The sequence below is a fragment of the Flavobacterium sp. 2755 genome, assembly GCF_031455715.1.
In the GTDB taxonomy this organism is placed as follows: domain Bacteria; phylum Bacteroidota; class Bacteroidia; order Flavobacteriales; family Flavobacteriaceae; genus Flavobacterium.
Genome location: NZ_JAVDTG010000001.1, coordinates 473,246 through 487,918, shown reverse-complemented (window position 1 = coordinate 487,918; position 14,673 = coordinate 473,246). Strand labels below are relative to the sequence as shown.

Sequence of the window (14,673 nt, the reverse complement as noted above, 5' to 3'; positions counted from 1 at the left end):
AAAATACTATGCATGCATATAATTTTTTAATAAATTTTTGGTTAGTTAAAAAATCCCACTGATTTAGAGTGGTTTGGTGGTTTATTTAGAGTGAAATATACTATTCTTTTTTTGGATTTTAACATTTTTAATGGTGTCAAAATCTTTTTTTAATTTTAAAATCGGGTTTAATTCTTCATTCTTCAAAAAATTATGAATTTAATTCAATAGAATTTTCAGGCTCGTATCTTGAAATTGAATCCTGGAAAATCTTTTTTATGCGATTTCTTAGCCCTTCGGGTTTTAAAATTTCAACACAGCTTCCAAAACCTAGAAAAAGCCTTTCCATTTCATAATTTGGTATTACAAACAAATGCACGATAATGCTTCCATCTTCATTTTCTTTAATAACACGCTGAGAAGTATGCAAAGGTTTTGTGAGGACATACGGGGCATTCGAAGCATCAACCCACAATTCAATTCTCCTTGCTTTTAATCCTGAATTGACTGTAACTCCAATTACATCCTTATAATAATTATCTGCATTAAAATCTTCTTCTAAATAAGGTAGATTAAAATCGTAATCAATTGAAATAATTCTGTCGAGCGCTAAATTGGTAATAGGCTGTCCGCCTTTTTTCTTCCCAACAAGAAACCAGCGATTATTAAACTCCTTTAATATAAAAGGATGAAAATGAAACTTAGTTTCCTCCCTCGATTTAAAAGATTTATAAGTAATTATAAGAACCATTTTCTTTATAATTGCCTGATAAATTTCATCTAAATAATGAAGACCTTTTAGATTCTCATTTTTATCCAAATAAATTACAGGTTTTGTATGCGACTTTTCAGAATAGATTTTATCTTCCAAACGCTGCAGAATATCAGATACATCATTAAATAGAGAGAAATCCTTGAATTGCTTTAACATCGAAACTGTTTCGGTCAAAACATTCATATCCGTTTCCGTCAGCGGAATATCGGTTATCGTGAAATCTTCATCTTCATATTTATAAAACTTTTTATCGTAAACAACAATTGGCGCATTGTAACCCAATTTTTCACTTCGCATCAGCTGAATATCCATTTGAATGGTTCGCTTGCTTATAGGATTTTCGCGTCCTTCATATTCAAATAAAGCTTCAGAACAGCATTCGATTAAATCTTCTAAAGTCCATTGCCGGTATTTGTTTTGCAGACATTTGTCAATGGTTTTGTACCGAATTAAGGCGTTTTTATTTTGTGACATAATTATATGGTTTTGGTCGCAAAAGCGTTAATTTTTATTTTATGCCACAGATTAAAAGGATTAAAATGATTAAAAAAATCTGCTGAAATCTCTTAAATCTGTGGCATTAGATAAAACATAGTTTATATTTATTTACAGATAAAAATACTGATTTTATTGTAATACGCAACAGCTTTGCGTAGTAGTTTTAAAACTTATTCAAAATGAGTATTTCTACTATTTTTTTGTTAAATAAAATCGTCTACTTTTACCGCACAAATTTTAACAATACCACATGGGGAAACTTTACTCGCTGCACATATATTGTGTCTTTTTTATAACCACTTCAATATTTGCCTTTAATACAAATGACAGAAGTAATTTAGCCCTTAAAGATTTTTATAATCTTACGGTTCCTCCAACTGTTGATTTTAATTTTACCAATAACAATACCTGCTCAGGTACTCCTGTAACATTCAATGCAGTAGTTACAGGCGCGGCACCTTTTACTTATAAATGGGATTTTGGAGACGGTACTTCAGCAACAATAAATAATCCGAATCATACTTTTACGGCACTTGGCTGCGGGTCTCAAAATTTCACTGTAAAACTTACGGTTACAGATGCTAATGGTGAAGTAAATTCGGTTACCAAAACCGTTTCGGTTAAGCAAAAACCAGATTTAAAATTCGTAGATTTAAGTGCTCCGACATCTGCAAAACCTTTTGAAAGATGCGGTGATAATAACTCGAATCCAAAATATACCATAAATGTTGGAAACAGTTCGGCTTCTGCATCTTGTATCACATCTTACAATGTAGATTGGGGAGATGGAAGTACAGAAACGAATGTTGTTTTTCCTAAAAAACACGAATATAAAAAATTAGGTTCGTTCAACATGGTAATTACTGCAATGGGAACTAGTAGTTGCAATAATTCGATTACCTATGTTGTAAAAAATTCTAATAACCCAATTGGGGCACTTATAGCACCGGGTAACACTACAAACTTGTGTACGCCTGTACCGCCAATGGATTTCGCAATTGGATCTTGGGGACTTAATCCGTCTGATACTAATTATCAGGTAAATTATGGCGATGGTACGTACCAAAGTTATACGCAGGCACAATTAGAAAGTTCTCCATATTATAACAGTTTAAATCCACAGGCATCGCAAAATTACCCTATTCCGCATACATTTACACGATTTAATTGTCCAACAGGAAATACCGTTACGTTAACTATAACAACTTCTTGTGGAAGCACTTTTTTAACAGCCGGGCCTATTATTATTTTAGATGTTCCCGTAATAAGTTTTAATGTACAAAGTATAGCGTGTGCTAATACTTACACTCAATTTCATAATACAACTCAGGCAGGTTATACAAACGATTGCAGCACTTATAATGTATACACTTGGGATTTTGGAGACGGAACACCTGTTTCCAGAGAAGTAAATCCTTCTCACGTCTATACCACGCCGGGTACTTATACCATAAAATTATCTGCTCAAACTCCCTGCGGAATTGGACAATCGACCACACAAACCATTTGTGTAGAGCCTGTATTAGTACCAAGTTTTACTTATGCAACGGCTTGTGCCTCAGAAAATGTTCAGATAACCAATACAACAGATACAAGTTTAAGCTGTGGTACAGAAACTTACTATTGGGAAGTTTTGAGTTATTATGAAGGTTTTTGCGGAAAAGGAAAAGGACAATCTTATTTTGTAAATGGTCAGTATGTTAGAAATCCGGTTATCAATTTCAGTATTCCGGGAACATATGAACTAAGGTTAAGAACACTAAACTCTTGTGGTGTCTATCAATATACTACAAGATATATTGATGTAAAAAAGAAGCCGGTAATCAAGTTAGATCCTATTTCTGATTTTTGTAAATCCGCAACAATCAGACCAGTCGGGACTGTAGTAGAAACTTGTTCGCCAAGTTCAGAAATCACGTATTTATGGAGTTTTCCTGGAGGAACGCCATCAACATCTACATCACTAAATCCGGGTTCTATTAATTATACTAAAACTGGAAATTATACCGCTACTTTTAGTGTTACAAATAGCTGTGGAACAACAAGTGTATCAAGGAATTTTTCTGTAGATATGGTTCTTTCGCCTGTAATAACACCTAAAACGGCAGTAATTTGTAGCGGAAATTCATTTCAAATCACACCAGTCAGTAACGGAACTACAGATAATGTACCAGCAGGAACAACTTTTGTTTGGTCTAGTCCTGTAGTTACTCCTGCTGGAGCAATAAGCGGTGCATTTGCAGAAGCAACACCAAGAACAAGTATTAGTCAGACTTTAACCAATCTTACTAATAATCGCGCAACGGTTGTTTATACCGTTTCACCAATTTCTAAACTTTGTCCGGGACCAGATTTTACGATTACAGTAACAGTAGATCCATTGATAAATGTAACAGAAATTATAAAAGAGGGAACTTGTTTTGAAGCAAATGATGGTGCGATAAACATAACAGTTGCGGGAGGAATTCCGTTTACAACAGGCGCACCTTATAAATATACATGGATAGGCCCTGACGGATATACGAGTTCAAACCAAAACATTTCGAACTTAAAACCGGGGTATTATAATTTAACGGTAGGAGATAACGGAAATTGCCCGTTTTCACGATCGTATTATGTGGGTGAACCAGGTAAGTTTCAAATTTTAGGAGAATACAAACAAGACATTACCTGTTTTGGTTTAAATGACGGAAGAATTAATGTAAATGTTTCTGGCGGAAATTTACCTTATACCTATGTATGGACAAAAGACGGAAACCCTTTTACAGCAAATTCCGGAAACCTGAGCAATCTGGAGCCGGGAGTTTATGATGTAACCATTACAGAAAAAAATAATTGTGGTATTCTACATGGAAATTACAAGATCGAAGAACCGCCATTATTAGAACTTAGTTTTGTAAGCAAAGTAGATATTTTATGTTATGGTTATTCAACAGGAGAAATTGATGTGAAAACCGTAGGAGGAAGAGTAACAGAAACTTCTCCGGGTGTTTACAGCTACAGGTATTTTTGGACAGGTCCAAACGGATATACTAGTTATTCTCAAAACCTAAGAAATGTTCCAGCCGGAAATTACCATCTAACCGTTTCGGATAATTCGGGTTGTACAGATGATCTTGATGTTATTTTACTTCAAAACGATGAAATAAAATTAGAATATACCAAAACCGAAATTGCGTGTTATGATTATGCCGATGCTTCGATAACGATTAACAAGATAACTGGCGGAGTTCCATTTGCAACCGGAGATCCGTACATTATTAAATGGAGTAATTTAGGAACCGGACTTGTACAGAATAATTTATCAGCAGGAACTTATATTATTTCTATTACCGATGCTGTAGGGTGTCCTAAAGATTTTACGATAATAATTGACAACGCACCAATTTTTAAAATCGATCCGGATATTAAAAAAATATCTTGTAATGGAGAAAAAGACGCTCATATCCGTTTAAATCTTGTAGGCGGAAAAGCGCCGGTAAAATTAGTTTGGGACGATGATGCAACAGCTGGAATTGAGAGAAACAATTTAGGGCCGGGAAAATATTCAGTAACTATTACAGACGACAAAAACTGTATCATTAAAGGTTCATGGATAATTGATAATCCTTTGCTTTTAGAATTAAATGCCGATGTTAAAAATCCGTTAGACTGTCTTAATGCCAATACAGGTTCAATTAATTTGGTTGTAACTGGTGGAACACCGCCATTTACATACGAATGGTCAAATGGTGCAAGTACCGAAGATTTAGAAAATCTGATACCAAATAATTATACCGTAAAAGTAACCGATGCTAACGGCTGTAATAAATCGGCATCGTTTAAAATTACCCGTTTCGAACAGCTTACGCCATCAATCGAAGTGCTGACAGATTTTAACTGCGATACCAAACATGTAAAGCAGACATTTGTAGGACATGTAAAAGGAGGAATTCCGCCTTACACATTGAGCTGGTCAGATGGAGTAGTTTCTGGAGCCAATGGTGAAATTATGAATACCGATAATAACGGTTTGGTAATCTTTACGGTAAAAGACAGTTTTGGCTGTTCTGCGGATGTTTCGTACAATGTCGACACACCAGTTTTAGGTATTGCAAACTTCTCGACAGGTTCTTACGGAAAAGACATGTACGATTTGTATTCAATTTACGATCCTATCACTTTTACAAATTTAGCGACCGGAACTTTCACCTTAATCTCTTGGGATTTTGGAGATGGAAATTTCTCAGACGAAGAAAATCCTAAACACATTTATACTAAAGAAGGAACTTATACCATAAAACAAACCGTAACCTATCCTTTTGGTTGTCAATACACGTACAGCACAACATTAAAAGTAGAAAAAGGATACAGCTTAATTATGCCAAATGCCTTTACACCAAATAATGACGGAATGAACGATACGTTTGCGCCGGTATTCCTTGGTTTATCAGACATTACCTTAGATGTTTATGATACTTGGGGCGCTGTTATTTATTCAGAAACCGGAACAAACATCAGAGGCTGGAATGGAAAAGTAAAAGACATAGATGCTGAAAACGGAAACTACTATTATAAAATAACCTTAAACACCTTTTACCACCATACTGTCGTAGAAAAAGGAGCATTTACACTAATTAAATAAGCAACAGAATAACCAATGAGATTAAAACTATTTATTATAATTATTACATGTTGCTTCTATTCTCAGGCAAAAGCGCAAGATCCTATTTTTACACAATATTTTCTAATTCCAGAAACCCTAAACCCGGGATTTACCGGATTTATGGAAACCACCTATGCAGGTATAATTCACCGCGAGCAATGGCCGGATTTAGATTTAAGGATTGATACCGATTATGCATTTGTAAATACCTGGAGTGACAAATTAAACAGCGGTTTAGGAATCAGTTTTTTAAACCAAAGAGAAAACCTGACCAGCTATAATTATTCGCAGATCAATGCAAATTACGCTTACAAAGTAAGACTAAATGACGACTGGTATTTTAGACCCGCAGTCGAAGCTGGTTTCGGACTAAAATCATTTGGATTCCAAAATTTATTGCTCGAAGATCAAATTAATATTCGAACAGGTGTTATCAATTCAAGAACAAACGACCAGGCGGCTTTAAACAGAAAAATGACCTTTTTTGATGTTTCTGCCGGAATGGTTTTCAATAACGACAATGCTTGGGTTGGCCTTTCGATGAAACATCTTAATAAACCGAATATTGCCTTTAGTTCAGATGGAAATGTGCCATTAAACACCTTTTTCTCCCTAAGCGCTGGTTACGAATTCCTTGTAATAGATTATATCGATGTATTATTGCTTCCGTACGAAACCAAGTTTTTTGTGACCTCAAATTACATGCAGCAAGGCCGATACAACAGACTTGATTTAGGAGCGTCGATATTATTCGAAAAAATATTCTTTGGTGCAACAGCCGTAACAAATCCCGCAAAAAACGGAATCAACGGCGATTTGCTGACTTCTGTAAACCTTTTCACAGGCTTGCAATATGAGCATTTAAGATTTGGACTTTCATACGATTTAAACACAACCAAAATTGGAAAAACCGGCGGAATCTACGAACTTTCGTTAACCTATCAGTTTGATTTAAGCAGAAAATGTTTCGGCTGTCCTAACTATTCAGGGAAATAATATAAGGATAATAATTTGGGCGTGTCCCTTCGGGTCGGGCTTTCGGCTATATCTTTTGTTCCGTTTCTCTTCACAAAAGGATACCGCCTCAATCCCTCACGCATCTGAAATAACAAAAAAAATCGTTTTTAATAATTATAAAATGATTTCAATTTTCCGCCCAGATATTCCACACAGATATTCCGTAGAGGCGCACAGCAGTTCGTCTCCGCAACGATGATCCACAAACGTAAAGCACATACAGAAAACCCGACAGATTTTCAAAACCTGTCGGGTTTAATTATTATGGCATATTGGTGTCGAATTACTTTGCGTAGACGCACTGCTGTGCGCCTCTACGATGCGTCTCTACAGAATATCTTTGTGGGTAATTTTACGTTAATAAAGAAATCTCTTCCTCAATATTAATTCTCGCTTTCTCCTCATATAAATTCCGAAACTCATTGGTTTGAAAAATAAACTCATTTTCCAGAAAATGTTTCAGTGCTTTGGCACGCCCGGGTTTGTATAGAAAATCAGGATAAATACGATATTCCTTTCTAATTTGTTCAAAATAGATTTTATAATCTTCCCAGTCTCGGGCAAGAATCTTCAAATCAAAATCAATCAGCCAGTTAATATCTTCAATATTATTATGCTGATGTTGCTGCGTAGCACAAATAGCATCAAAAACTAATTGCTTATTTAAATTGATATTTTCAGGTAAAATCGCCAAAGCATATTCGGCACTTTTGAGTTCGTTATCTTTTTTAGAAGCCGAATAAACAAAATCATGGTAAAAAATAGAAAATAATATCTCATTTGGATTTTGAAGTTTATCACGATACGTTTCAAAACTCCCAATCATAGCCGAAATATGAGTTAAGTTATGATAATGTCTTGATTTTGTTGAATATGCCTTTTCTAAATCCTTCCAGTTCTGCTGAACTTCATTTGCTGAAAAGCCAATATTCAATAGTAATTCAGAATAGATTTTCTCTAAATTCATGATCTTTTTTACTCAAATTTAAAATTTCTTTTTTACTGCGCAAAATAATTGCGCAGTAGTTCTGAAATCTTTGCTCAGGAAATAAAACAATAACCATTGTCTAATTTTAAAAACCAGAAATTATGAAATTCAATTTTTTAGCAAAAGAGAAAAACAATAAAAGCAATATAGTTAATCATGAAAATGCACCAGCTTTTTCTTTAACATCAGAATACGAATTGTACGCAGCAGTTGTAACAACAAGTTTAAACGCTTCATTTTATGAAAAAGATACAACTCGTTTACAAAGAATACAAAGCCTAATCAAAAAAAGCAATCCGGTATTTGTAGCAAAATTGGCTGTCTATGCCCGTAACGAAATGCATATGCGTTCTGTACCATTAGTTTTGGTAGTAGAATTAGCCAAGATATATTCTGGCGATTCATTAATCAGTAAAATGATAACTCATGTTATACAACGTGCAGATGAAATAACAGAATTATTGGCTTACTACCAAATGGCAAACGAACGAAATGGTGTTAAGAAATTAAACCGTTTATCAAAACAAATACAAAAAGGTTTAGCCGTTTCGTTCAATAAATTTGACGAATATCAATTTGCAAAATACAATCGTGACGGTGCTGTAAAATTAAAAGACGCTTTGTTTTTGGTTCATCCAAAAGCAAAAGATGAAGCGCAGCAAGCAATCTTTGATAAATTGGTAAACAACACTTTGCAAACGCCATATACATGGGAAACAGAATTGTCGCAATTAGGTCAAGTAAAATTTTACAACCATATTGAAAAACAAAAAGCATTCAAACAAAAATGGGAAGAATTAATCGATAGCGGTAAAATAGGTTACATGGCTTTGTTACGTAACTTACGAAATATCTTAGAAGCGAATGTTTCAGGTTCTCATATGTTGAAAGTATGCGATTACCTTTCTAATGAAAAAGCGGTTGCCAACTCAAAACAATTGCCATTCCGATTTTTAGCAGCCTATCGTGAAGTGAAAGACTTGAATTTCAAATACACTTCAATGGTTTTAGATGCTTTAGAAGATGCTGTTATGGCGAGTTCACAAAACATAAAAGGTTTTGATGTTAATACATCGGTTGTAATTGCCTGCGACGTTTCGGGTTCAATGCAAAAAGCAACCTCACCAAAAAGTAAAGTAATGCTTTACGATATCGGTTTGATGTTAGGTATGTTGATGCAAAGCCGTTGTCAAAATGTAGTAAGCGGTATGTTTGGTGACCGTTGGAAAATAATCAATATGCCAAAACGAAGCATATTGGCCAACGTTAACGAATATTACAAACGCGAAGGTGAAGTAGGTTATGCTACAAACGGTCATTTGGTTGTAGAAGACTTAATAAACCGAAAAGAAATTGTAGATAAAGTAATGTTGTTTACAGATGTTCAAATGTGGAATAATACGTACACAAAAGACTCATTTGCAAACTCCTGGAACCGATACAAAACTATTGCACCAAACGCAAAATTGTATTTATTTGATTTGGCTGGTTACGGTCAGTCACCAATAAACATCGAAAAAAACGATGTATATTTAATAGCCGGCTGGTCAGATAAAGTATTTGATGTTTTGAATGCTTTAGAAGATAAAAACAGCGCATTGAATTACATCAACCGAATAGAATTGTAAAAAAATAATCTGCTGCGCAAAATAATTGCGCAGTATGATTTGAATATTTGTAAAAGAAATAAGTTCATTGAAAATAAAAACAAGTACCGTAAAAAAGAATTACTTCGTGTCGTGGGTTCAATTCCCATCAACTCTATTTTAAAACAAGAGATGTAGCTCAGCTGGTTAGAGCAGAAATTTCTTTTTGAATGTTGTCTTGTTTAAAAAAACATTGGTGTCGTAGACAAGAGTTACTTCGAGGGAATTGTGTTACAGGTTCGAATCCTGTTCAGATAATCTGATGGTGTAAGTGGAAACACGCATAAATAGTCTCTTGTCGCTCATAACCCGATAAAATAAAAAGAATGTCGTAAATAAGAGATACTTCGTCTCCAATTTAGGGGAGGAATAACGAAGTTGTAAAATCAGCAAGGTTATCCAGTTCGACTCTGGCAAAGACAAAGCCCCGCCCAATTCTCTTATTGCTTTTTACTTCTTTTAAAAAATGAAAAATGTCGTGCGCAAAGAGCTACTTCGTTCAAAAAATAACTCTTGCCAATTATTACTTTTTCAAAAAATAAGATGCCGTCTATAAAGCGCTACTTCGCGGCATGATAATATTAGGTTCGAATCCTAAAAGTCGCTTATAGAATATTGCTCTTAAAAAAAGAGTGTCGTCAGGAAATGGTTCCTTCGTTCCAAAGAAAATTAAACCATTCCTAAACATTACCTCTTTTAAAATTAAAAATCTAGAAAAATTTAATCTAATGACAATAAAAGATATAAAATACAAAGCTGAAAAAAGGTTCAAAAGAATAGAAATTAGAGATGATGTTTGGGGATTTCAAATACAACCAAATGCTAAATTTTTAAAAGGAATCAGCAGAAAAGAAATTGATGAATTACAAACACTTTTTGGATTTGATTTTCCTTGGGAATATAAAGAAATGCTTTTGATTTTTTCAAATATAGATGCACATTGGATTTCAATTAATCCTGAAGATAAAACAGATATTGAATATGAACGAAAAAACTTTTTTTATCAATATCCGGAAGATTATGAAAAATCAAGATGGATTATCAATGATATTAATGAAAACAAATCTGAAGCAGAATTAGCTCTTATTGAAGCTGGTTTTGATGTTTCCAAAATAGTAGGATACATTCCGATGCATCATCATCGTGTTCTTGTAGTTTTCCAAGACAAATATCTATCACCCGTTATTTCTGCCTGTGGCGCTGATATTATTATGTATGGTAATAATTTGCGAGAATATTTAAAGTATGAACTTTTAAGATTTTAAATCTACGCAAAATAACTGCGCAGTACAAAACAATCTTTGTACTATCAAAAAAACAAAAACAAATGAATACACAAATAAACGGTACAGATATATTAGAATTAGGATTCCCGGAAGGAAAAATAATCGGGATTGCGTTAAAAATAAACAGCAAAAGAAACGGATTTAACCGTGATCAAATGATCACAAACTTTAAAAACGTACTGGAAACTCCAGAAAACTATATAGACGATAAAATCTTTAGCAAACTAGCCGTTGCTTTAATCGAAAAAGCAAATGAAAAACCAGAAGATTTCATTGCTTTAAACGAAACTCCAAATGCATATTCAGCTTACGGATTGGATCATATCGAAGATGGAGCCAGAAAGCAAATGGAAGTGGCCATGAAACTTCCTGTGACGGTTGCCGGAGCTTTAATGCCAGACGCGCACCAAGGCTACGGATTACCAATTGGCGGAGTTTTAGCCACAAAAAATGCCATTATTCCGTATGGTGTTGGCGTTGATATTGGATGTAGAATGGCGTTATCGGTTTATGATATTCCAGAAGATTTTTACTTTGAAAACGAAGCCAAATTCAAAAGAGAATTAATTGCCAATTCTATCTTTGGAGCGGGTCACGGATTTCACGGACAATACAAATCAGATCACGCGGTTTTAGAGAACGATACATTTAACATGAATCCTTTTGTGAAGAATTTAAAAGATAAAGCCTGGTCACAATTAGGATCTTCAGGCGGAGGAAATCACTTTGTCGAATTCGGAATCATGGAATTTGCAAAAGACGATGCCGTTTTGAATATTCCAAAAGGAAAATACGTCGCTTTGTTAACGCATTCCGGTTCACGCGGAATGGGTGCAACAATTGCCGGACATTATACTAAAATTGCGAAAGACGAATGCAAACTTCCAGAAGTAGCCAGAAACTTAGCTTACTTGGATATGAATTCACAATTAGGACAAGAATACTGGATGGCAATGAATTTGGCGGGAGATTACGCTTCGGCTTGTCACGAGATTATCCATAATAAAATGGAAAAAGCTTTGGGAGCAACGATTTTAGCCAAAGTCGAAAACCACCATAATTTCGCATGGAAAGAAATCTGGAACGGCGAAGAAGTAATCGTACATAGAAAAGGAGCAACCCCAGCCGGAAAAGGCGTTATGGGAATCATTCCGGGAAGTATGACAGCACCGGGATTTTTAGTGAGAGGAAAAGGCGAGGAGAACGCCATAAATTCAGCTTCACATGGAGCAGGAAGACAAATGAGCAGAACCCAAGCCATAAAAAACATCACTCAAACCGAGATGAAAACGATCTTAAAAGATCACGGCGTTACGCTTATTGGAGCAGGACTTGACGAAGCACCAATGGCCTATAAAGATATCAATCAGGTAATGGAAGCGCAACAAGATTTAGTAGATGTAGTAGCCAAATTTACCCCAAAATTAGTGAGAATGGCTGATGACGGAAGTAGAGAGGACTAGTGGTCAGTGATCAGTTTTTAGTGTTCAGTGTAGAGACGCACAGCAGTGCGTCTAACGCTTTGTGATGATTTTAACCGCAAAGCACACAAAGATTTACGCAAAGTTCGCAAAGAATTTTTTCACGCAGATCCAGCAGATTTTTTAATAATCCTTTTAATCTTTATAATCTGTGGCAAAAAAAACTTTGCGACTTCGCGAGATTAAAAACAAACCAAAGATCAAAAAGAAACTTTGCGTCTTAGAGCCTTCGTGGCAAAAATAAAAATATGAATAACAAATACGAACGACTGAAAACAGAATTAGAAACAGTCGGCAATGGAAAAATGAAAGCATTTGGAGACTCAATGCGGCCCATATTAAAAAGCGGAAGTCTCTTAACATTTATAAAAAGCGAAAATTACCAAATAGGCGATATCGTATTCTGCAAAGTAAAAGGCAGATACATCGACGCCCATAAAATCATTAAAACCGACACAAACAAAGGTTTTCTAATCGCCAACAATCACGGATTCGAAAATGGCTGGACAAAAATCATTTACGGAAAAGTAATTCAGGGCGAGTTTAAGAATGAGGTGATTTACGATAAGAGAGAATAGAATATAGAGAATAGAATATAGAGAATAGAAAATAGAAGCAAGAGCAAAGAAGAAAAATTTGAAAGTCTTGACTCTTGCTTCTTTCCTCTAAAAAAATAAAATAATAACAACAAAGGTTCTAAAGAAAAAAACTCAGTATCTCAGAATCTTAGAACCTTAGCAACTTTAAAAAAGGTTCCAAAGAGAAAAAACTTAGCATCTCAGCATCTTAAGAACCTTAGCAACTTAAAAAAAAATGACATATATAGACATAGGAATTAACCTAACCAATAAACAGTTCCAAAACGACATAGACGATGTTGTACAAGATGCGCTCGACGCCGACGTATCGCAAATGATCCTGACCGGAACAAGCGTACGAAACAGTGAAGCTTCATTAGAAATCGCAAAACAATATCCGGGAATATTATATTCTACAGCTGGAATTCATCCGCATGATGCGAAGAGTTTTGATGCACAAAGCATTTCAAAACTGCGCAATTTATTAAAGCAGAAACAAGTAGTTTCCGTAGGCGAATGCGGACTCGATTTTGATCGTGATTTTTCGCCCAGAAACAAACAGGAAGAATGTTATAAAGCCCAATTAGAATTGGCGATTGAAGTTCAGAAACCTTTGTTTTTGCACGAAAGAGCCGCTTTCAGTAGTTTTATGAATATCACAAAAGACTATTTACCGCAATTGCCAAAAGCCGTTGTGCATTGTTTTACCGGAACGCTGCCCGAAGCCAAAACCTATCTTGATAACGGATTTTATCTTGGTTTTACGGGAGCGATTTCTGATACCAAACGTTTCAGTCATTTAAAAGAAGTCATTCAATACGTTCCGCTTGACCGAATGATGATCGAAACCGATGCGCCGTTTATGCTTCCAAAAAATACTCCAAACAGTCTTTTGAAGAAATACCACGAACGAAGATGCGAACCTGCTTTTCTGCCTTTTGTTGCCGGAACAATTGCACAGTTTAAAGGAATTACTTTAGATAAAGTGGCGGAGGAAACGACTAAGAACGCTAAAAGTTTTTTTAATATTTAAAACACAATATGTTTTATAATTTAGTAAAATGACAAATCTTAAAAATAGAGGGAAAGAAGCCAGCGACGATGTTTTATTTGGGACTTTAAAAATCCAGTTAAAATTAAAAGAAGCCGTTGCAGATATGCGTTATTTTCTTAGTAGAGGTTATGGCGAAAAAGCGACATTAGCTTTGGTAGGAAATAGGTATCGTCTTAATTCACGTCAGCAGCAGGCTGTTCGTGGAATGAGTGCTTCTCAAAACCAAATTGAAGACCGAAAATCTAAAGAAATTGAAATTCAAAATCTAGCAGGAAAAGAAATTATCATTGATGGATTTAATGCATTGATTCTGCTGGAAAGTATTTTATCAAATGCATATGTTTTTAAAGGATTAGATGGTTTTATTAGAGATTTGTCAAGCGTTTACGGAACTTACAAAAAAGTAAAACAGACTTCGCAGGCAATCGAAATTATTGCTGATTTCTTTGTAAAACAACAAATTAAAAAAGTTTATTGGTTGTTTGATAAACCAGTTTCAAATAGTGGTAAACTAAAACAAATAATTGAAGAAATAGCTTCAATAAACAATTATAACTGGACAGTAGAATTGGTAAATAACCCAGATAAAATAATTGCCGAAAGAAACTTAATCGCCATAACTTCTGATGCCTGGATTTTAGATAATTGCTCGGCTAATTTTAATTTGATAAAACATATTTTAGAAGATTTAAATATCCACGAAACTATCATTTACAGTGAATAAAT

10 protein-coding genes are annotated in these 14,673 nt (G+C 34.8%); 8 read left to right on the top strand and 2 right to left on the bottom strand.

Annotated elements, in window-relative coordinates; genetic code table 11:
* Positions 1–190: 190 nt before the first annotated feature.
* Entirely contained in the window at positions 191–1,228 is a 1,038-nt protein-coding gene (locus tag J2Y38_RS01985; protein WP_309839087.1) for a WYL domain-containing protein, read from the bottom strand.
* Positions 1,229–1,502: 274 nt separating this feature from the next.
* On the opposite strand from J2Y38_RS01985, the gene J2Y38_RS01980 reads away from it, so the two are divergent.
* Entirely contained in the window at positions 1,503–5,876 is a 4,374-nt protein-coding gene (locus tag J2Y38_RS01980; RefSeq protein WP_309839086.1) for a PKD domain-containing protein, read from the top strand.
* 15 nt (positions 5,877–5,891) lie between these two features.
* The gene (locus J2Y38_RS01975; RefSeq protein WP_309839085.1) at positions 5,892–6,893 is read left to right on the top strand and encodes a type IX secretion system membrane protein PorP/SprF; all 1,002 of its coding nucleotides are present in this window, start codon (positions 5,892–5,894) and stop codon (positions 6,891–6,893) included.
* A gap of 373 nt (positions 6,894–7,266) precedes the next feature.
* Here J2Y38_RS01975 and J2Y38_RS01970 read toward each other — a convergent pair whose 3' ends face one another.
* Positions 7,267–7,881 (bottom strand): hypothetical protein, encoded by a 615-nt coding sequence (locus tag J2Y38_RS01970; protein WP_309839084.1) that lies wholly within the window; start codon positions 7,879–7,881, stop codon positions 7,267–7,269.
* A 122-nt stretch (positions 7,882–8,003) separates the two neighbouring features.
* Between J2Y38_RS01970 and J2Y38_RS01965 the strand changes: the two genes are divergently transcribed.
* From J2Y38_RS01965 to J2Y38_RS01940, 6 genes are all read left to right on the top strand, one after another.
* Positions 8,004–9,530, top strand: coding sequence for a TROVE domain-containing protein (locus J2Y38_RS01965; protein ID WP_309839083.1), 1,527 nt, complete (start codon positions 8,004–8,006; stop codon positions 9,528–9,530).
* A 746-nt stretch (positions 9,531–10,276) separates the two neighbouring features.
* Complete coding sequence (locus J2Y38_RS01960) at positions 10,277–10,813, top strand: hypothetical protein (protein ID WP_309839082.1); 537 nt, start codon at positions 10,277–10,279, stop codon at positions 10,811–10,813.
* 62 nt (positions 10,814–10,875) lie between these two features.
* Positions 10,876–12,297 (top strand): RtcB family protein, encoded by a 1,422-nt coding sequence (locus J2Y38_RS01955; protein WP_309839081.1) that lies wholly within the window; start codon positions 10,876–10,878, stop codon positions 12,295–12,297.
* 266 nt (positions 12,298–12,563) lie between these two features.
* A complete protein-coding gene (locus tag J2Y38_RS01950) occupies positions 12,564–12,893 on the top strand; it encodes a S24 family peptidase (RefSeq protein ID WP_309839079.1) in 330 nt (109 codons plus the stop codon).
* A gap of 235 nt (positions 12,894–13,128) precedes the next feature.
* Positions 13,129–13,926, top strand: a complete 798-nt coding sequence (locus J2Y38_RS01945) for a TatD family hydrolase (RefSeq protein WP_309839078.1) — start codon at positions 13,129–13,131, stop codon at positions 13,924–13,926.
* A gap of 28 nt (positions 13,927–13,954) precedes the next feature.
* The gene (locus J2Y38_RS01940) at positions 13,955–14,671 is read left to right on the top strand and encodes a DUF434 domain-containing protein (protein WP_309839077.1); all 717 of its coding nucleotides are present in this window, start codon (positions 13,955–13,957) and stop codon (positions 14,669–14,671) included.
* Positions 14,672–14,673 lie beyond the last annotated feature (2 nt).